Source organism: Leptospira congkakensis (assembly GCF_004770265.1).
Classification (GTDB): domain Bacteria; phylum Spirochaetota; class Leptospiria; order Leptospirales; family Leptospiraceae; genus Leptospira_A; species Leptospira_A congkakensis.
The window spans coordinates 630,044-649,649 of record NZ_RQGQ01000017.1 but is presented as its reverse complement, the minus strand read 5'-3'; the positions used below and the strand labels follow the sequence as shown (position 1 = coordinate 649,649).

The following is a 19,606-nucleotide window of genomic DNA, read 5'->3' as shown; positions in this document are numbered from 1 at the left end:
GTTTATTTTAAAAGATCACCTGGATTTGCATCTCGGTCAGGAACAAATAAAGATAACGTTTTATCTTTTCCTGATGCGAGTAACATTGCTTCCGAGAGGCCGAATTTCATTTGTCTTGGTTTTAAATTTGCAACCACAACTACTTTTTTCCCAACCAACTCTTCCGCTGTATAACTTGCTTTGATTCCAGCAAAAACATTTTTGATTCCTTTATCTCCGAGGTTAACTTTTACAAACAAAAGTTTGTCGGCGCCTTCTACTGGATTAGCTTCCAAAATTAACCCTACACGAAGTTCAACTTTGGAAAGTTCATCAATGGTGATGAATCCATCTTCTGAAACCGTAGAAGCGCTCGATTCCGAAGTTGTGGATTTATTTGGCTCCGATTTAGATTTCTCTGGATTTGCTTTTAGAAATGCTTCTTTAGTTTCCTCTATCATAAGCGAAATATTTTTTTCCTCTACACGTTTTGATAACATTTGGTATGGCCCAAGAACCTTACCCTCAAGTGTTTCTTTCAAATTTAAAAAACTTAAATTTTCCACTTGGAACAGGTGAGCAACCGAACTGGCTATTTTGGGAGTTACTGGTGCTAAATAAGTAAATAGAATCTTTGCACAGTTGAGAGAAGTAGTCACCACCTCTCTTGCTTTTTCTACATCGGTTTTGATAAGGTTCCAAGGAGCATAATCATTTACATACTTATTAACCTTATCACCAAGCCCTGTAATCTCTCTCATCACCTTAGAATAGTTACGTGATTCGTAAGCTTCACGAATTTCTTCTTCTTTGGATAATAGTTCCGAAACTAAGGATTTTCCTTCTGCAGAAAGACTACCTAATTTACGGTCCATTTTGTCTAAGATGGACGTAGAAACTCGAGAGACCAAATTCACAAGATTTCCAATAAGATCGGAATTGACTCTTGAAACAAAATCATCAAAAGAAATATCCACATCTTCCATTCCTGAACCCAAACGACAGGCAAGGTAAAAGCGGAAGTGTTCTACATCCAAATACTTGGCAAAAGTAGAAGCATTGACAAATGTCCCTCTTGATTTGGACATTTTTTCTCCGTTCACAGTTAAAAATCCATGAACATTCAATTGGGAAGGAGTTTGGTAATCTGCTCCCATAAGCATTGCTGGCCAAAAAAGTCCATGAAAGTACAAAATGTCCTTTCCGATGAAGTGAACAATTTCACCTTTCCCATCTTTCCAAAACTCGTTGAACTTCTTCTCATCTTTTAAGAAGTTTAGAGCGGAAGCCATATAACCGATAGGTGCATCCAACCAAACATAAAAATATTTATTTTCTTCTTCGGGAATCGCAAACCCAAAGTAAGGGCCATCGCGACTGATATCCCATTCTTGTAATCCAGAAGTAAACCATTCCTTTAGTTTTTTCTGTGCTCCTTCATTCATACGACTTCCCTCTTCAATCCAAGTTTGGAGTTGGGATTGGAAGTCTTGGAGTTTAAAAAACAAATGTTTGGATTCTTTGAGTACCGGTGTTGTTCCACAAATAGAACAATAAGAATCTTTTAAATCTTTTGGAGTATAACTACTACCACATACTTCACAGGAGTCGCCATATTGGTCTTTGGCACCACATTTGGGGCAAGTTCCTTTGATGAATCTGTCAGGTAAAAACATTTTATCATGTTCACAATACGACTGTTCAATGTTTCGTGCAGCAATATGTCCTTTTTTCTTCAAAGTAAGATAAATGGATTCAGATAGTTTTTTATTTTCTTCTGAATTAGTCGTATAATAGTTATCATACGAAACTCCAAAAGAAGATAAATCCCTGTAATGTTCTTTCTGCACTTCCTCAATCATGGACTCAGGAGTTTTGCCTGCTTTTTTAGCGGCAATCATAATGGGAGTTCCATGTGTGTCATCAGCACAAAATAAATAACAGTTGTTCCCAACTAACTTTTGGAAACGTACCCAAATATCTGTTTGGACTGCTTCCAAAACATGGCCGAGATGGATGGAACCGTTGGCATAGGGAAGAGCACTTGTAACGAGTATGTTTTTCGGCATAGATTAATTCCAGTTTCCTGATTCGAAGTTCCAATTCAGCCCATTTTTGGGAAAAATCAAGAAAAGAGTAAAAAAATGAAGTTACGGGAGAATTCAAACCAATAAAATTTCTGTTTGTTATGGCAAAGAAAATCGTTCAAAATTTGAAACAAGTCAAGGGAAACAAAAAGAAACATCCAGAATCCATCCAATCGACTCTGGACATCGAAAGTGACCTTCATATTGAATATGCCAAAGTCCTTCTTAGTTTATGGTCCTATGCTTGCCATGCCGACGGGCAGTTCAAAAAGAAAGAAGGGGAGATCGTGGGAGAACTGGTGAACGTACTTTTTGAACCCGACTGCCTCTTAAGTGGGTTCCAAACTCAGAAAAAACAAGTTTTAGAAATCTTATCAAAAACATTTGAAAATCCACTCCCCATGAAAACCATTACCAAGGTAGTTTCGGATAACGATGAGTATGCATTGAATTTTTTTGAAGATGCAGTTTGTATCGTTGCCTCCGATGGTTCTCTCAATCAGGAAGAAATTCGATTTTTAGAGGATTTAGCAAACGAATTAAAAATCAACCATATGGACAAAGTTAGAGTCGAAAAAAAATATCTTTCTTAACGAGAATTTTATTCCCAAACCAAGGTAGAGAGTCTCCTTTTTTTAGTTATGATTTAAAGCCTTGGTTTAGAATAACAAATCCAATGACGGTCTGTGATTGGTTCCAAATTTAATTTTTGATCCAAACGAACAATCTCTAACATTTCTTTCACTTCTTCTATCCGATAAGCAGCAAGCAAACTATTATAAAAATCTGTTTTGAGAACCTCCGGTTCATCATTCGCATAACGTTCAACTAGGTGGTTTGCCTGGTTCAGAGAATCAGGACGCATCAAATCAGAGATGAAAATAAAACTATCGTTATGAATAGATCTTTGAATCGCACCCCAAAACTCAAAAGGATCTAACAAATGATGTAATAAAGAATTCGAAAACACTAAATCATAGGGTGATTCGGGAACAAAGCCCTGAACGAGTTCTTTTTTAAAAACAATTTTATTGTTTCTTTTTTTTGACACAAATGTGTCAATACGCTTCTTACAAAGATCCAACATGAATTCGGAACCATCTAGAAACGTAAAATTTGCATTCGGAAATTGTGAATACAATCGAAAAGACATATCACCTGGCCCACAACCTAAATCCAGAATGGATTCAGGTGTAAACCTTTGGGGAAGTCTATCTTGAAATTTGCGAATGAGAAACGAATGAGCCGTTTCAAAATCAGCTTTGGCATAAGACTCTACTTGTGTAGGGTCTTCCATAAGTTCTGGTTCAGGAATCCGAACCATCTGGTGAAAGGAAAAGTTTACAGATCGTTTCATTCTCTATTAAGGATAAAATTCTCATGAGACAAATTTTTCTATCCATTCTTTTCTTTGTCTTTCTGACAAATTGTATGCTAACAGAAGGAATTGGTATTCCGACTTATGGTGCCGTCAAAGGTTCAGAAGCCAAAAAAAGAATTTCTGAAGCTATATTTGAGGCCGAATCCACTGCTTCCTCATTTTGGCTAGCCCAAACAGGGATGAAGGGCGGACAGGGTCCAATCTCTCCTCTTCTACTGGTCAATGGACTTTTGGCCAAAATCATCTACTCCTATCTATCAAACATCGAAGATAACGAATCGTTTATGGAATCTTCTGTTTTACAATGTGAATCTGACATTCGTACCAAAGGTGCATTGGTTTTAGGAAGTGTTTACGATGGTTTAACAACTGTTGGGGGAGTCACTCGCGATGGATTGTTACTACCTGAATTTGCCTCCTGTGATTTAGAAAAAACAGGAAAAATCATAACCATCGAACCAATTCGTTTTTAAATGAGGAACCTTATGAAATCTAATTTTTTTATAATTTTAGTATCTCTTCTACAGCTTTATCTTTTTGCGAATTGCCAAAAATCAGTTTCAACAGATAAGGGAGCACAATCTATACTTACCGCAGGAATCTTTGGATCCTGTTTTAGTATGGATACTTGTTTTGATCAATATGCTAAAACCACAGACGAAGGTGCTAGTTTCCAGGTTTTTGATGGGTCAGGTAACAGGATTTATGCGAGACAATCTATATTAGATTATAATACTTACCGTCCCATTGCTTCTGGATCCAAATGGGTCACTGCAATTACCGCCATGCGTGCGATTGATTGTAATGCCAATAGTGGAACCTATGCTGGATGTGGAACCGTGACAACAGGGACTTGTGCGACAGGAGGGACTTTATCCTTAAGTCGAACCACTGGTGAAATTCTTGGATGGACTGGGACCAAAGGTACCATCACTCTTCGCCAATTATTATCTTTTACTTCAGGTCTTAACGCTGGTGGATCAAGCGGATCAGGGCAAGCCAGTTGTATTTCTACCTTACCCGTCGGTGCCACAGGTACACAAAAAGATACCTGTGTGAATGAAATCCGGGACCAATCCACAGGAACACCGGGAGCTTTATTCCAATACAATTCCAATCACATGGCAGTTGCACAACGTATGTTAGAGGTATCTTGTGGAAAAACTTGGAATACAATTTTCACACAACTCATTGTCACTCCTTTGGGATGGGATGTTAACCAAGCTGTTTGGAGTGGTAACATTCGTTCTACTGAAGCCACTGATGGAAGTTTGTCTGGAGCCTTTGGTCTTTCTATCTCACCAGAACATTATGCTAGAATGTTAAATGCACTTCTGACCAATGGAACAGCAAAAAATGCATCAGGTGCAAACATTGCTAACTTTCTTTCCACAACTTCGGTGACTGAAATTTTAGCAGACCAATACCAAGGTGCGAAGATTGGATATTCCCAATTCTCTGCATTTGGATACAAATGGCAGTATGGTCTCGGCAACTGGAGATTTTGCACCAATACGGAGATTCCCGCAGAATGTGACAAAGATCTCATTTCTCATAGCATTGGAATCAATGGATTTTATCCATGGGTGGATAAAAATCGAAGTTATATGGCCATCTTAGCAGTCAATAATATCGGAAGAAAAAATGGATTGAGTTTGTTACCAGCTTCCTCAACCTCATTATTCTTCGCAGAAACAGTAAGGCCTCTCATACATTTACAAATAGGTAAGTAACCATGACAAAAAAACAATTTGTTCTATTCACATTGATAGGAGTTTCCCTTCTATCTAACATATCCAATCTTGTTGCCCAGTCATCAGAATGGTCGGAGTCTAAACGTAAAAAAGGGATCCAAGTCCTAACTCGTCCCTTTGCTGGTTCTAATCTAGATGAATTTTTAGGTAGAACGGAAGTGGATGCCTCGATCTCTCAAATCATTGCCCTACTCACAGACCCTGCTTCTTGCAAAAATCTGTACCACCAATGTAAAGAACTCACTGTACTTTCTGGGACAGAAAAAAAATCAGTGGTTTATCTTCGTAACGGTGCCCCATGGCCAGTCAATGACCGTGATTTGATTATGGACCGCGGGTTTGAACAGAACGAAAAAACTTTGGCAACAGTCATGAAAATCAAACGACTTGATTCCAATGCACGACCTACACCCTCCGGTGTCACCCGTATGGAAAACTTTGAAGGTGTTTGGCGAATCATTCCACAAGCCAATGGAAAACTAAAAATCGAATACCAAGCTCATTTTGAACCAGGTGGATCGGTTCCCCAATCAGTAATCAATTTGGTTTTAACAGACACTCCTTATGAATCACTTCTTAACGTACAAAAGTTAGTGGAGGAAGGGAAACATAAAGACGCAAAATTTGATTGGATTAAAGAACCAATCAAAACAAATTCAAATTAGTTATCTATCTTCAATCGACGGAATTGGTTCTGCAGTGCAATGTGAGTCTGTTGTGCTGCTGAATCAAAATGCAGTTCGAAATCCATAACTGACAAAATTTGATCCACAATTTGGATCGGGCGGGCAATACAGACCAAAAATTCCTGACCTATGATGGACTCGTATGAATATTTCTGTTTTTCTTTCGAAAGGTAAATAAGAACTAAATTCCACCATCATATAGTTCAGTAAAGCTCTGGATTCAATTGCATTTTTTTGTAAACCATCTAGATAATATCCTTTGGCTTTATTTTCCATTTTTGGATTTTCCGAGGCAAGAGACAAACCTTCTCCTAACGATAAACTGAATGGAGAACCATACATCCGATCAATTTTTACAATATAAAACCCATTCACTTCCCAATGATTCATTTCACCAAAATGTTTAGTAACATTTCCTTCCCATAAAAAATCGAACCATCGAATTCGGTAATCAAAAGGTCGTGAAACTCCCAAACTACCTATATACGATTCTTTATAGTCAGTTTTTTGACGAAACACAATCGGGATCAAATCAGTAGTGGTAAAAATCCCTCCATACATCACTAAGTTCCAATTTTCTTTTGGAATAGAAACTGAGTTTAGATCCTTTAACGGAAGAGCCGTACTTAATAAAACGAAAGATCCAATCAGAACAAATTTACGAATGTTTGGGGAAACTAATTTTTTTATCTGAATCAAATGAGATAGTTCCTTGTTTATGGTTGAAACCAATCTTGGTTTCTTTTTTCCCATTCCTTTAATTGTAAATGGATGGTGTCATAATTTTGGAGGAGTAATCTTTTTAGAAAAGATTCGTATTCTTTACAGTTTTCTGCCTGTGATTGGTTTAATGACTCTCTTAGTTTTGTTGGTTTTTCTTGCGTACAATATCTCTGTAAAACGGAAGGGTAACGGTTGGAATTTAAGGCAGGGGAAAGGATACTCGACACAGTCCCAATATAAAATGGCATGGGGGCCCAAATGGTTTCATAAGTAGATAAAAATGAAATTCTATGTAAATTGGTCTCACCTGATGTCCAAACTAGTTCTGCTTCTGTTTCCATTGTTCCATAATATAACATAGTCAATGCGAGAAGACTGGCTCCAATACTATAAAAGGGTTTTTGACTTTCTTTTCTGATGACAATGGTAAGGTTTTCTATATTGGATAACTCAAATCCACGATCCCATCTTGGTAATTCGTTAGGATTGATGGGTTTTTCTGTTTTTGGTTTGGGCGCATGATCGGGGTTTGGTTCCGCTAGAGGAACTGCTGTTAAATCAACTACATTCGCATTTTCATCCAAAAGAATGGCAGGTGGCACTGGAAAAATTTCATTAAACACTTTTGCTAAAATTGGATCTGTAGTAGTCCATCGAATGGAAATCATTTTAGTTTTGGAAATTTTTGCTTCTGAACTTAACTCAGGCATTGGTGTTTTACAAGAAAGATTCAAAACCAAAAAAATAACAAAAATGGAAATTAGTTTTAGATTCATATTTAATTAAATTTTAATCTTCCCATTGGTAATCTTCTAAACTCTAATAAAACGAACAGTGTAACCATCGGTAGAATAAAATTACACTTAACATGGATAAGATTATATCACTAACATTAGACATTAAATTTGTAAATTGATACAAAATTATATGTTTATATTCTGTCCAAATTTTAATAAATTGCCATCTAAATCGACAACATAAAACTCCCTCATTCCCCAAGGTTTATCCATAATGTGAGCATTTTTATGGACAATTCCTTTGTTTTTGTAATCGGCATACATGGAATCTATAGATTCTACATGGTAGTAAACACTAGAGTTTTGTGGGATGGATGGATCATCGCATAACCATAAATGAAGTTCAAATCCATCCTTTTCCAATAAATAAATATCATCATATTCTTTTAGAGTTTTAAATCCTAAGTTCTCTTCATAAAATTTTTGGGACTTTTGCAGATCTAAAGATGGGAGTTGAGGAATTGATTTTTTGATCATAGATTACTGTTAATTTCTAGCCCTGGATTCAAAGTTTCCAACTTTATTTTTTCTATTTGGATGGATCCTTTTGTAGTGAAAAAATTTGGGTTTGTGTTCGGGCATAAAAAAAGGCCCGAAAATTCGGGCCTCTACTTTCCAAATTCTCTGCTGTTTGAGTGAACCCTAACAACAGAGAAAATTAAGTTTCTAATTAAGAAGCTAATGCTTGGTCAAGTAAGTCTTTCGCAACTACACGAAGAGCCATTACTTCTTCCGCACCTTCAAAAATAGAGAATACACGAGCATCAACAAAATATCTTGATACTGGATACTCTTCTGCATAACCCATACCACCATGAATTTGCATTGCTTCACGAGTCACCCACTCAGCAATTTTGGATGCATACAACTTAACAAGTGTTGCTTCCATTTGGCCTTTGTGGTTATCGAGTAGTGTTGCTACATAGTTTGTGTATTGGCGAGTTGCTTGTACAATCATTGCCATCTTCGCAATTTTGAACTTAGTTAAAGTATAATCGTAAATTGGTTTTGCGAATACTTTACGTTCTTGGGAATAACGAAGAGCAGCTTCAAGAGCGGCTTGCATCACACCATTGGCACGAGCTGCTGTTTGGATACGTCCACCAGCAAATCCTTCCATTTGGAAATAGAATCCTTTACCACGTCCAGCATCACCACCAAGAAGGTTTTCTTTTGGAACAAAGTAATCTTCGAAAGATACTTCGTAAGAGTGCATTCCTCGGTAACCAATAGTTCCGATTGCTTTCCCTTGGATTGTTCCACCACCTTCTTGTTTGTAACTGAACTCATGACCATCAAAAGATGGTTTTTCAGCTAAAATGATCGAAAGACCTTTGTGTTTGAGGTTTGGATCAGATTCTGTTCTGCAAAGGATAAGAAGAAGATTCGCATAACCTGCGAATGTGCACCAGGTTTTTACACCATTGATGACAAATCCACCGTTTGCTTCTTTCGCTGTTACAGATACACCAGCAACATCGGAACCGTAGTTAGGTTCTGTTACCATGATCCCAGCGAATTTTTCACCGGATGCAAGAAGTGGTAACCATTTGTTTTTTTGTTCATCCGTTCCCCCTTTGAGGAGAGCCTTGGACATAATTTCTGGTCTTGTGATGAGTGATCCTGCAGCACCGAGTGATCCACGAGAAAGTTCTTCCGTTACCACTAACATGGAAATGTTGTCCGGACGATCATCTGGTTGGATACCACCAAATTTTTCGGGAATACAAAGTCCGAAACAACCCATGTCTTTTAATCCATTGATGATTTCAGCCGGAATCAAATCGTCATGTCTATGGACATGTTCTGCTTGAGGAACCACTACGTTTTCAGCGAAATCTTTAAAGATTCCACGAAAGTTCTCGTGATCTTCGGAAAGACCGTAAGCACCGAAGTGTCCAAGATCAACGATCTTGTCTACAATTGCTTCATAGTTTTCCATTTTTGATGCTGCTTCTACATAAGCATTGATCTCATCAGAAAAAAGTTTGGAGAATAGTTCTTGGTAAGTCAGTTCATATTCAGCTGGGCGAGCTGCGAGTTCAGAACGAATGTTAGTAACAGTTTCGGCCACAAAAGTAAGAGCCATTTTTTGTTCCAATTCGCCAGTTCCCTTGGAAGCATCCCAAGCATAAACGATAAAGTTCTCAGCAACACGTTGTTGAGCCGTCATCCAAGCCAATTGGTAAAACACATGTTGTGTTTTGTCCATTTTGCTTACGGATACTTTGCCGTTATCGGAATTTTTCTGAGCTAGTCGTTTGGTTACATCATTGAGGAGGGCGGCTTGGGCACTAAGAGCCTTCTCCGCCTGGGATTTTTCGAGTTTCACTGCCGTTGCGGTCATGTGTTTAACGTTCCTGCGGTGGTTTTCTTCCACTATACGGAAGGAAAGTACCTTGTCATTTTCATTTTTAGACTAGGTTTTGCGTACGGGAGGTCAAAACTGGGCGAAAGTGGAAACCAAGGAAAGAAATTATTGAAAATCATCGGCATTGACCCTGGCTCCCACCGTGTGGGGTACGCAATTTTGTCCTTTCCCGAAGGATTGCGCCGGAACCCCGAACTTTTAACTTACGGAACCATTGAAGTGGCTCCGAAAACTCCTTCTCCCGACAATTTGATCCAAATCCGAAAGGAACTAATGGAGATCCTCACTGAATTCCAACCCGAAGCTGCGGCCGTGGAAGAACTGTTCTTTGTTCAGAACACAACGACCGGAATGAAGGTTTCGGAATCTCGTGGGGTCATTTTACTTTCGCTCGGTGAAGAAAAAATACCTGTAGTCTCTCTTACCGCCACTCAGATCAAAAAAGGAATCTCTGCCAAAGGGAACGCTACCAAAAAGGAAGTTCGGGCAGCGATCCAAATGATTTTGGGATTTAAAGATCTAAAAGGCCACGACGACTCTTGGGATGCCATCGCTTGTGCCTTTGTGGGTCGCTCTTTAGTTTGAGGAACTCCTTGCTTGGTTCATAGACAAAAAGAGTTCATTCTTTTGTTCCCGACTAGCATTGGCGGAGACGGTAGAAAAACCAGTAGTGATTTCTAAATCTCCATTTCGTAATCCTTCCATCACAGTATCTGCATATTCGTCTAAGTTCAGTCCCGCCGTATGTGTGTTAGGGATTCCTAAATCTGTATCTACCATCGGTGGAGAAACTTCAATCACTTCAATGGGTTGGTTACGAAATTGGAATCGTAAAGTCAATGTGAAAGAATGTAAAGCCGCTTTGGTAGCACTATAAACTGGGGCATAAGCCAAAGGGATATGTGACAATCCAGAAGTAGTATTCAAAATCGCTGCATTTTTCTTTGCAAACAGGTGTTTAGCGAATAACATCGAAAGATGGATGGGAGCTCCAAAATTTAAATCGATTTCCTTTCCCAAATCTGCCCAAGGTTCTACTTCACCCAGTTTAGGATACCTTTGCATACCCGCGTTGTTGAATAATACATTCAGTTCTGGAAAATCTTTTGTGGTTTTTTCAAACAACTTTTCCCTCTCTTCAGGGCGAGAGATATCAAATAGGTAAGTCCCCCAACTAGGATAAGATTTCCGAATCTCTTCCATTTTCTTTTCATTGGTTCCGCAGACTAAAATCTGATTTCCTAAATCAGAGAGTCGTTTCGCGAGAGCAAGACCGATCCCACTCGTTCCCCCAGTGATGAGGATTGTATTTCCGTTCAATTGCATCAATTTGTACCGTTTCCTTACTTACATTAAGTATATTTTGTAAGTTACAAAAAGTCAAGTCCGTAAGTTTCAAAACTAACATTTTTTTCATTTTGTAATTTGAGATTGACCACCCGGTTCCGAATCCGATCCTTTCCCTATGCCAAGAACCGGTCTTACAGCCTCGGAAATCCAAGACAAAGCCGTGGAAATTGCCATAGGCCAAATGAGGGCCAAGGGATTTGAAAAGGTTCGATTGGTAGATGTGGCCAAAGAAATGGGGATTAGCCACGCGGCCCTCTACTCTCATTTTCAAGACAAAACAGCTCTTTTTGATGCTGTTTCCGAACGTTGGCTTGTGAAGTTAGATGAAAAACAGGATTTGCTTGTAAAAGAAAAACGAGACCCCATCCAAAAGATCCTCACTTGGTTTCAAAACCTCCACCGAATGAAATTGGAAAAAGTAAAACTAGATCCAGAATTGTATAAAGCATTCGATATGGCCGCGGAAGAGTCCAAACCTTTCATCCAAACTCATTTATCCAATATGCACACCCAAATGTCGAGTTTGGTCACAGAAGCGATAAACCAAAAGAAAATCAAAAAACGAGATGTGAACCAAATTACAGAAATTTTGATCTCTGCAGGGACTGCTTTCACGCACCCGAAACTTGTGGCACAACATTCGGATGAAAATAGAGAACCGTTGTTAGTGGATACGATTGAAGCGGTATTGAAGGGACTAGGTTGAGATGGATTTATCTAGAAACGTAACTTTCTAGTTTTCACTAAAAAACAAGGTATGTTTAATTTTTCCAAACTTTAGATTACTTTGAATTGTATAACAAAAAAGTTCTTCTTGATTCGTACATACTCTGGAAGTCTACATTTTTGATTTTTTTACTCTTTTTCTCCTGCTAGAAACCTGGCTGTGTTTACATTTCGTATCGTCATCACCTTGTATAATTTATGACTGATGAGTTTTGCCAGTTGGCTTTTGTTCACATTTTCTCTTTTGATATTCCAGATGATGGCACCTTTCCTATAACGAATCTCCAAAAATTCTTTTTTGAGAGGAAGTTCCTCAATGATATTTTTGAAATCCGCTTCTGGAAATAAATAAGCCACATCTGTCCTTTGAGTGGCGTCGTTTTGCCATTCCGCTGGGATCGCATTTGCAATTTTTTTCATTTCCTTTTCTGTCTTTACGATAGTGGGGATTTCAAATTTGAAAACTTTTTCAAAACTCTTTTGTATTTTGAATAAAACTGTTTTTGTATCATCTTCTGATTCAAAAATAACATTCCCTGAATTGATATAAGTGGAAACTTCCGTGTAACCGAAGGATTCAAAAAGTGTTCGAAGTTTTTTCATTTCGACCTTTCTGTTTCCTCCCACATTGATTCCTCTAAGTAATGCGATGTATTTCATGGTGGTGTTATGTGCCTCTTGACTATGTAATTACAACTAATTGAGAGGTAGTTCCGAAGAATTTTGATAAACATATTTCCGTATCAGCAGAACCGGATCTTTTATAGAGTAAAATTTGACTGGTTCTTGTTTGGGGAATATCGGTTTTCTTTGCAAGTCTATAGGCCGTAATTTTTATTGGAGTAGCATTATTTACTTTTACCTGCTTTCTTCTCTTCAATCGTCCAGTGGCTTTCTGTCTTATCGACTCTGCTTATATGTCTCAAATCATAGAAGCAATTTTGTAGTAAAAATAATAATAAACTAAAAATTACAAATTTCATAAAAAATTATTCTCCATTTGTATTTGGTTAATTAGATCTACAACTTCAGGTAAAGTTTTCTTAGAAAGGTTTTTTAAACTTCTATCAAGAGCAATAGGGTATAAAATATCATAACACTGAATATTCATTACTTCACCTATAGATGTAAACCTACGCTTGTAAATTTTATTTTTGTGTATGACATGAACATTTATATCAATAACTGAAATGATATCAATAAAAAAGATTCCGACTTCAGGTTCCATGAAGAATTGATTCACTTGAATTTGAATATCTGGAACATTTGACTTGGATTCTTCAGAGACTTGAAAACCTAAGTTTTTTAACTCAGTAATGAAAGCATTTTTAATGATTTCTGGACCCCTAGGTTTAGTAAAAACGTATCCCCCGTCAATTCCAAATCCTGTTTTTTTCATTCCTTCGATAAACATGCCATCTTTAAAAGCATCAGGATGGTCATCTGATTTAGTAAAAGAAATAGAGATATTTCGAGAAGGTGCAGCGTTATAAATAGGATCTTTATATTCATATTCAACTGACGCATTCATTAAAGAGCATTTAGAATAAAAAATAAGCAAGAGAGAAGTTATTAATAATAATTTTGTTTTCTTTTTCATAGTTTTCCTTCAGTTTATTTTAGCTATTTCGCATAACGAAATAGGATAATCGACGTAGACTGGCCACAACACTTGCACAGACAAGGGAATTACCAGAAGCCTATATGTCGAAGCGAGCGTTAAGAAACTGTTATGCGTAGTAGCAAATGAATAATGAAACCATTTTGCAATTAAATTAATAGAATTTAGCAAAAAATATGAAATTTATTAAAACGAATAAATATAAAAGAATGCGCTGTTATGCGTAGTAGATATGTTAATAGGAAATAAATTCACTGAATACCCAAACTTTATTACTGTCTGCTGAACTTATTAGTAACCAATAATTGTTCCAGTTTTTAACTTGTTTTTTTTCACGAGTCCTTGCGTGAATTATAACTGTTTCGTCTTTAGGTAAGCTACTTAAAAATGGGCCATCATAATTATTAACAATATAATCTAATTTTTTAAAATCAATTCCAGGCCCTTCCCTCAAAACAACTGGTTCCAATACTTTCCCTTGAATATTTCCAAGAGTAACAATCGGAATATTTGAATAACTCAATTCAGTATTTGGATTAATTTTGAATTCTTTGATATCAAATGAAATAAGATTAGATTTTTCATCGGAAGTGCTGAAAATAATGAATTTATTGTCTGAGTAGCAATCAAGTTTGTATAAATATTCGATACTTTGTTGATTCTTAGAAATATTACAATGCCCATTGCCAAAAGAATCATTACAATTTTGTTTCCCAAAATTATCTTCGCAAAAATTTGCAATTAAAACTAATTTAGAATCCTTGATTTGGTAGTTTCCTTTTGTAAGCCAATTCCATCCTTCAGATGAATAGTAGAATTCAAATTTGTCAGGTTTTGTAAATTTTAATTGTAGAGAGTGAAATCCAGATCCTTCACTTAGATCAGATTTTTCGACTACTTCTTGAAGAGTAACTTGTTTAGGCTTCAGAATAATTGAATCGTTACAATTGACTATCAATACAAGAATTATACTTTTGATTAATATTTTATTCATAAAATTTTCATATCTATTGCGCATAATAAAATAGTGGAGACGACGTTTTAATATTTATAAGTAATAGATGCAAATGTAGAACTAAAATATTCATTTGTTGCTGTATATTCAATAGCTGATCTAACTAATGTTGTAGAAAAAGGATCACTAGTCATTAATTGACTTCTATTTTGTACAACTTTTGCTGATTGGTCAATGAAACCAAGAGATAGTAGAATGGAATCATTTAATTCAAATCCAAGTATAACTTTGAATTCATTAATAAAAGATTTAGTGAAGGGGTTATCTTTTGCTTCGAAAGTTTCTACGTTTCTCCCTGAAGTGACAACGGAATAATTAATGTGTGAATATCCATTTAAAATAGAATATCTATATCCTGCTGAAATATATAACCCGTAAAGTCTTGGAGATTCAAGTAAGAATCCAGCTGCAATTCCTTGGAAATTTTGAGAGAAATTGTAATTGTAGCTTCCAAACCGTCCATCACTTAAGTCGCTTTGGAACCTTTGTAATCCTAGGTTAAGTATAATCCTATTTTCAATTAAATGATAATTTAGAAATAGATTTTGTTCAGACCTGTAATAAGTTCCAAGATTTCCTTTGCTAAATATTCCTGTATTAGGACTAACTCTATCAAATGTAAAATTTGTTTTTTTATATTCGTAAAAGTTTCCTTCAATACTGAACTTTGAATCACCTAAGAATCTAACAAAACCGAAAGTGTTATATTGAATAGAAGGGATATCTAAAGACAGAGATATAGGAAATAGGCTGTTATACATATTGAATTCATTTGGCGCAGCATATGCATTATTTCTTCTTAGATATATTTGATTCGCTTTTCTTTCTTTTTGCTTAATTTCTACTTCTTCTGCATAAATACTGAAGTTTACGATTAATAAAGTTATTAGGGTTAATATGTTTTTGTTTTTCATTTAATTTATTAAAATGTCGCCTAACGAACTATATTCGCATTCCCGGACCATTGCTCAAATCCTATTCCTTCATTCAATCCCAAATACGACAGCATCTCTCAACACCATCGTATCTAAAATCTATCTATAATCCTTCTTTACGGCCTTGGGCAAACCAAAAGAAAATCTTCAAATACCTGCGAAATCAAAAGTTTGTTTTTGAAAACAAGTCCTGTACTACCTGCAGAAATTTCGGCGCCTTCGTTGGCATAAACTTCAGTGACTTCTTTGTTTTCGGGATTGATTTTGAAAACACGAGTGGGTGCTAAATTGGTTCGGTTCATGACATGGCGAATGAATTTGTATGTAGAGTCATGGGCCGCAAGCCAAAGCATTCCATTTTCATCCTCTAAAATATTATCTGGGCCTGCACCAATGGAAATAGAATCCAAATACTTGAGATTTATCTTTCTTGCACTTCGATCTACTTGGTAGACCCGAATGGCTTTTTCTGAAAATACGGATCGATACAACAACTCATCGTTTCCTTTTTTACGAATGTAAATTCCATTCCCTAACATCACGGGAACATTTAGCGCCTGGAATGTTTTTCCGTCATAATAAGATATATCGGCCCGACCACTACGAATGATCATATCCCAATACTTACGAAAGGCATTGCTTGTTCCATTGTCATTAGAAGAAAAAATTTCTCCGGCTTCGTTCATAAAAATATCATTGGGACTTGTAAGGGTGGGATCACTCAAAGTTTTTGTATGAGTCCATTTACCCGAGGCAGATCTTTCAAAAATTTCAATGGTATGTGGATTTTCATCGGCTAACGTATGCGAGATGACAGCTAATGTATCAACACCTTTCACTTTCGCATAACTAATTCCATGTGGACGAAAGTTTTCAGGATAATTGGTTTCAATTTTTTTGGCTTCCAATTTTCCATTCGGATTGACCAAGGAAACTTCAAACAGTGCACCAATGTCCTTCAATCCGTTCCTACGTTCATGGGAAGATACAATGACAGTGGAAGTATCTCGGATAAGATCGAGATCTTCAGGGCCGGGAGTTCCAGAAATTCGTTCACAGCCGACAATTGGCTTTTCCTGAATTTGACCACCGCAATCCAAAACAAAGAAAACGAGGGTGGAAAGGAAGAGGAGAGTCCATAGGGTTTTTACGCGCATCCGACCATTTTAGCCCAGGATTTCAGATTCCTCCAGAAAAATCTTTCTAGACATTATTGTGCACTGCAAAATAATGGAAACATAAGGAGTAACATCCGATGAGCAATGTGGAAAACAAGCTGCAAGATATCGTAAATGCTGGGATTGGCGCCGTTAAAACTTCCAAAGAAGTCTGGGAGAAACTGGTCGTAGACCTAAACGAGAAAAAAAGCAAATTCGAAACCAACTTTCAAAAGTTAAAAGAACAAGGTGAAAGTGATACAAGTGACAATGCCTTAAAAGTAAAAATGGGTGTTGCTTGGGGAATCGTTCGTTTTGACGAAATCAAAGATAATGTCGTAAAGTATTTAGATAAAGTAAAAGAAGGAAACGAAAACAAACCTTCTTAAGTTTTTAGTTTTTTTTGTATCTCACCATCCTGAATTTTCTTCCGGCAGGTTTTGTTCGCAAGGCCTGCTGGGTTTTTTAAACTGAACTTCGGAGTGACCGGATTTGAACCGGCGACCCCTTGCCCCCCAGACAAGTGCGCTACCGCTGCGCTACACCCCGTGTTCTGAAATCCAAAAACCTCACGAACTACGCTTTGGTCAAGTCTTACTAATAGGAATTCAAACTCCGAGATTGTCTGGAGAAATAGCCCAGATAATTTGGCCATGTGCGAATCTTTCTCGCGCTACATTGATGGCGATGGTGGAACCAGGTTGGAAAATTAAATTTTCAGCAGCACCGGAATTTCCCAAAAGTTTTGCTGCAAAATATGTGATGTCTGGATTATGACCGACTAACAGAACCGTATCGGAATTTGTAAAATTAACCAAACAAGAGATAATGTCGGTACAACCTTTACCAGCGACAAGGTCATCGGAAGCAAGCATTTGGCAGCCATATTTTAATTCTTCCGATAGGATTTCTGCGGTGTGTTTGGTTCTTGTATAAGGACTGTAATAAACTTGTTTGACCGCTAAAGAAGAGTTTTTAATAAACTTTCCGATTTTATGAATATCACTGACACCTTTGTCGGTTAGATCTCGTTGCGAATCAGAAATGGTTTGGCTTGCGTTTTCAGCCTCACCGTGACGAACCAAAATGATCTTCATAATACTTCCTAAGTCCAAGATTGGAACTAAGGACTGGCGGAGAAACAAAAAATTAAGGAATTTCTTGCGAAAATGGATGATAGAGACATTCTAAGGATTATGACAGACAAACCCTACCGCAAAAACGTAGGCATGGTGGTTTTTAATTCTTTGGGAAAAGTGATTGTAGGAGAACGAGTACAATTCCCTGGGTCTTGGCAGTTCCCTCAAGGAGGGATAGACGAAGGTGAGGATTATTTAGAGGCCGCTAAACGAGAATTATATGAAGAGTTAGGGGTCAAAAAAGCAACCTATGTAACGGAATACCCCGATTGGATTCCTTATGACTTTCCCAATTCCTTGGGTCTCAATTCCCATCTCCAAAAATTTCGTGGCCAATTACAAAGATGGATCCTCTTCCATTGGGATGGGACTTTAGAAGAATGTGATTTGGTCCACCACGAACAAGAATTTTTAACCATTCAGTTTATGGAAATAGAAGATACGATCCAATCTGTAGTGGAATTCAAAAGAGAAGTGTATGCGAAGTTTGTTCCTCTTTTTAAATCTGCTATCCAAAATTACATTGCAGAGAATTCAAAATCCAAGTAAGTTCTAGAAAGGAGACTATCTTTGGGAAAATCAGAAGAAGCAAGAGCGAGAATATTAGTACGGGGATTTGTGCAAGGGGTCGGATTTCGTTACTATATCCTCCAAAAAGCCCAAGAGATGAGGCTCAAAGGTTATACGCAAAACTTACCTAATGGGGAAGTAGAGGCAGTTGTGGAAGGGGACAAACTTTTTATCGAAGATTTGTACCGAGCCATGCAACGTGGGCCCACAAAAGCAAAAGTAAAGGATCATGTCATTGAATGGAGTGATCCAAAAAATCAATTCAGAACTTTTTTAATTAAGAAATAATATGAAAAAACGAAGACTTGGCAAAACAGGAATGGTGGTATCCGAAATTTGTATGGGTACCATGACGTTTGGCTCCTCATGTAACGAAGATGAGGCGTTTCGAATTTTGGATCGTGCTTACGATGCGGGAATCGATTTTTATGATACTGCTGAAATTTATCCTGTCCCTCCACAAAAGTCTTGGGTTCACAGAACTGAAGAAATTTTTGGAAAATGGATCAAAACAAAACCTCGAGATGGGCTCATCATCGCAACAAAAGTAGCCGGCCCTGGTCATGGTTGGTTCAGCCCCCCACTCCGCGAAGGAAAAACAGCCTTAGACAAATATCATATCCGCCGTGCGATTGAGGGTTCCTTACAAAGATTAGGTGTGGAAACAATCGATTTATATCAAACGCATTGGCCTGACCATGACATGCCCTATGATGAAACCATGGAAGCACTCACCGAGCTGAAAGAGGAAGGAAAAATTAGATACGCTGGTTGTTCCAATGAAACTTCTTTTGGACTGATGAAAAGCCTTTGGACTTCAGACAAATACAATCTGATGCGATATGATTCCATTCAAAATAATTTCTCAATTCTCAATCGTCGTTTTGAAGATGAGTTAGCACAAGTTTGTCGAAAAGAAGGGGTCTCTTTGTTACCTTATTCTCCCCTTGCTGGTGGTGTGCTTACAGGAAAATACAACAGTTCGGTTCCTCCAGAAGGTGCTAGGTTTGTTCGTTATATGGCCGAGGGAGAAAGGCAAAAACGAATGGCCAGTCGTTTCCTTAATGAAAACACTTTGTCTTCCACAGCGGAACTCAAAACCATTGCTGAAAAGTATGGAATGAGTTCGACGGTCCTTTCTGTTGCTTGGAGTAAACAACATGACTTTGTTGCCTCTACCATCATTGGAGCCAATACGGTCGCTCAACTAGAAGAATCATTAAAAGCAACTGATGTCATTTTGTCAGATGAAATTCTTTCAGAAATCAATCTTCTTTCTAAGAAGATCCAATACCCGATGGGTTAAGGTAAATAA

Annotated in this window: 23 protein-coding genes and 1 tRNA gene; 10 read left to right on the top strand and 14 right to left on the bottom strand. The window is 37.4% G+C overall.

The window, feature by feature from the left end:
* Nucleotides 1-2: 2 nt before the first annotated feature.
* Nucleotides 3-2,048 (bottom strand): methionine--tRNA ligase, encoded by a 2,046-nt coding sequence (metG, locus tag EHQ70_RS16570; RefSeq protein WP_135588249.1) that lies wholly within the window; start codon nt 2,046-2,048, stop codon nt 3-5.
* A gap of 119 nt (nt 2,049-2,167) precedes the next feature.
* Here metG and EHQ70_RS16565 point away from each other — a divergent pair, with 119 nt between their 5' ends.
* Nucleotides 2,168-2,659 (top strand): TerB family tellurite resistance protein, encoded by a 492-nt coding sequence (locus tag EHQ70_RS16565; protein ID WP_135588247.1) that lies wholly within the window; start codon nt 2,168-2,170, stop codon nt 2,657-2,659.
* 53 nt (nt 2,660-2,712) lie between these two features.
* Here the strand turns inward: EHQ70_RS16565 and EHQ70_RS16560 are convergent, their stop codons facing one another.
* The gene (locus EHQ70_RS16560; RefSeq protein ID WP_208729574.1) at nt 2,713-3,423 is read right to left on the bottom strand and encodes a class I SAM-dependent methyltransferase; all 711 of its coding nucleotides are present in this window, start codon (nt 3,421-3,423) and stop codon (nt 2,713-2,715) included.
* 23 nt (nt 3,424-3,446) lie between these two features.
* Here EHQ70_RS16560 and EHQ70_RS16555 point away from each other — a divergent pair, with 23 nt between their 5' ends.
* Genes EHQ70_RS16555 through EHQ70_RS16545 form a run of 3 tightly spaced genes read left to right on the top strand, consistent with a single transcriptional unit; the run spans nt 3,447 to nt 5,866 of the window.
* Complete coding sequence (locus tag EHQ70_RS16555) at nt 3,447-3,920, top strand: TIGR04452 family lipoprotein (RefSeq protein ID WP_135588245.1); 474 nt, start codon at nt 3,447-3,449, stop codon at nt 3,918-3,920.
* Between the two features lie 12 nt (nt 3,921-3,932).
* Nucleotides 3,933-5,180 carry a serine hydrolase gene (locus EHQ70_RS16550; RefSeq protein ID WP_135588243.1) on the top strand — a complete coding sequence of 416 codons (1,248 nt, stop codon included), beginning with the start codon at nt 3,933-3,935 and terminating at the stop codon, nt 5,178-5,180.
* 2 nt (nt 5,181-5,182) lie between these two features.
* Nucleotides 5,183-5,866, top strand: coding sequence for an START domain-containing protein (locus tag EHQ70_RS16545; protein ID WP_135588241.1), 684 nt, complete (start codon nt 5,183-5,185; stop codon nt 5,864-5,866).
* Nucleotides 5,867-5,929: 63 nt separating this feature from the next.
* Here the strand turns inward: EHQ70_RS16545 and EHQ70_RS16540 are convergent, their stop codons facing one another.
* The 4 genes from EHQ70_RS16540 to EHQ70_RS16525 form a co-directional block, all read right to left on the bottom strand.
* Entirely contained in the window at nt 5,930-6,586 is a 657-nt protein-coding gene (locus EHQ70_RS16540; protein ID WP_244288381.1) for a hypothetical protein, read from the bottom strand.
* Nucleotides 6,587-6,603: 17 nt separating this feature from the next.
* Nucleotides 6,604-7,386, bottom strand: coding sequence for a hypothetical protein (locus tag EHQ70_RS16535; protein WP_244288380.1), 783 nt, complete (start codon nt 7,384-7,386; stop codon nt 6,604-6,606).
* A gap of 147 nt (nt 7,387-7,533) precedes the next feature.
* Complete coding sequence (locus EHQ70_RS16530; RefSeq protein WP_135588237.1) at nt 7,534-7,884, bottom strand: bleomycin resistance protein; 351 nt, start codon at nt 7,882-7,884, stop codon at nt 7,534-7,536.
* 193 nt (nt 7,885-8,077) lie between these two features.
* A complete protein-coding gene (locus EHQ70_RS16525) occupies nt 8,078-9,754 on the bottom strand; it encodes an acyl-CoA dehydrogenase family protein (RefSeq protein ID WP_135588235.1) in 1,677 nt (558 codons plus the stop codon).
* Between the two features lie 132 nt (nt 9,755-9,886).
* Between EHQ70_RS16525 and EHQ70_RS16520 the strand changes: the two genes are divergently transcribed.
* Complete coding sequence (locus EHQ70_RS16520; protein ID WP_135588233.1) at nt 9,887-10,363, top strand: crossover junction endodeoxyribonuclease RuvC; 477 nt, start codon at nt 9,887-9,889, stop codon at nt 10,361-10,363.
* On the opposite strand, the gene EHQ70_RS16515 is transcribed toward EHQ70_RS16520, so the two are convergent.
* Nucleotides 10,355-11,104, bottom strand: a complete 750-nt coding sequence (locus tag EHQ70_RS16515) for an SDR family oxidoreductase (protein ID WP_208729573.1) — start codon at nt 11,102-11,104, stop codon at nt 10,355-10,357. The genes EHQ70_RS16520 and EHQ70_RS16515 overlap by 9 nt on opposite strands.
* Nucleotides 11,105-11,243: 139 nt before the next feature.
* Here EHQ70_RS16515 and EHQ70_RS16510 point away from each other — a divergent pair, with 139 nt between their 5' ends.
* Complete coding sequence (locus tag EHQ70_RS16510; protein ID WP_135588229.1) at nt 11,244-11,834, top strand: TetR/AcrR family transcriptional regulator; 591 nt, start codon at nt 11,244-11,246, stop codon at nt 11,832-11,834.
* Between the two features lie 149 nt (nt 11,835-11,983).
* Here EHQ70_RS16510 and EHQ70_RS16505 read toward each other — a convergent pair whose 3' ends face one another.
* From EHQ70_RS16505 to EHQ70_RS16480, 5 genes are all read right to left on the bottom strand, one after another.
* Nucleotides 11,984-12,514: a DUF1697 domain-containing protein gene (locus tag EHQ70_RS16505; RefSeq protein ID WP_135588227.1), complete on the bottom strand. Its 531-nt coding sequence runs from the start codon at nt 12,512-12,514 to the stop codon at nt 11,984-11,986.
* Nucleotides 12,515-12,833: 319 nt separating this feature from the next.
* The gene (locus tag EHQ70_RS16495) at nt 12,834-13,454 is read right to left on the bottom strand and encodes a YajG family lipoprotein (protein WP_135588225.1); all 621 of its coding nucleotides are present in this window, start codon (nt 13,452-13,454) and stop codon (nt 12,834-12,836) included.
* A gap of 256 nt (nt 13,455-13,710) precedes the next feature.
* The gene (locus EHQ70_RS16490) at nt 13,711-14,469 is read right to left on the bottom strand and encodes an SH3 domain-containing protein (RefSeq protein WP_244288379.1); all 759 of its coding nucleotides are present in this window, start codon (nt 14,467-14,469) and stop codon (nt 13,711-13,713) included.
* 47 nt (nt 14,470-14,516) lie between these two features.
* Complete coding sequence (locus EHQ70_RS16485; RefSeq protein WP_135588221.1) at nt 14,517-15,404, bottom strand: LA_2444/LA_4059 family outer membrane protein; 888 nt, start codon at nt 15,402-15,404, stop codon at nt 14,517-14,519.
* 137 nt (nt 15,405-15,541) lie between these two features.
* Nucleotides 15,542-16,582 (bottom strand): arylesterase, encoded by a 1,041-nt coding sequence (locus EHQ70_RS16480; RefSeq protein ID WP_135588219.1) that lies wholly within the window; start codon nt 16,580-16,582, stop codon nt 15,542-15,544.
* A gap of 98 nt (nt 16,583-16,680) precedes the next feature.
* Between EHQ70_RS16480 and EHQ70_RS16475 the strand changes: the two genes are divergently transcribed.
* Nucleotides 16,681-16,971, top strand: a complete 291-nt coding sequence (locus EHQ70_RS16475) for an LIMLP_16025 family protein (RefSeq protein ID WP_100789028.1) — start codon at nt 16,681-16,683, stop codon at nt 16,969-16,971.
* 88 nt (nt 16,972-17,059) lie between these two features.
* Here EHQ70_RS16475 and EHQ70_RS16470 read toward each other — a convergent pair.
* Nucleotides 17,060-17,131, bottom strand: a tRNA-Pro gene (locus tag EHQ70_RS16470).
* A 59-nt stretch (nt 17,132-17,190) separates the two neighbouring features.
* Nucleotides 17,191-17,679, bottom strand: a complete 489-nt coding sequence (sixA, locus tag EHQ70_RS16465) for a phosphohistidine phosphatase SixA (protein WP_135588217.1) — start codon at nt 17,677-17,679, stop codon at nt 17,191-17,193.
* A 72-nt stretch (nt 17,680-17,751) separates the two neighbouring features.
* Here sixA and EHQ70_RS16460 point away from each other — a divergent pair, with 72 nt between their 5' ends.
* From EHQ70_RS16460 to EHQ70_RS16450, 3 genes are read left to right on the top strand one after another with little or no spacing between them, the layout of a single operon-like run.
* Nucleotides 17,752-18,270 carry an RNA pyrophosphohydrolase gene (locus EHQ70_RS16460; protein ID WP_135588215.1) on the top strand — a complete coding sequence of 173 codons (519 nt, stop codon included), beginning with the start codon at nt 17,752-17,754 and terminating at the stop codon, nt 18,268-18,270.
* A 21-nt stretch (nt 18,271-18,291) separates the two neighbouring features.
* Nucleotides 18,292-18,579 carry an acylphosphatase gene (locus EHQ70_RS16455; protein ID WP_135579934.1) on the top strand — a complete coding sequence of 96 codons (288 nt, stop codon included), beginning with the start codon at nt 18,292-18,294 and terminating at the stop codon, nt 18,577-18,579.
* A gap of 1 nt (nt 18,580) precedes the next feature.
* Nucleotides 18,581-19,597, top strand: a complete 1,017-nt coding sequence (locus tag EHQ70_RS16450; protein ID WP_135588213.1) for an aldo/keto reductase — start codon at nt 18,581-18,583, stop codon at nt 19,595-19,597.
* The last annotated feature ends 9 nt before the right edge of the window (nt 19,598-19,606 follow it).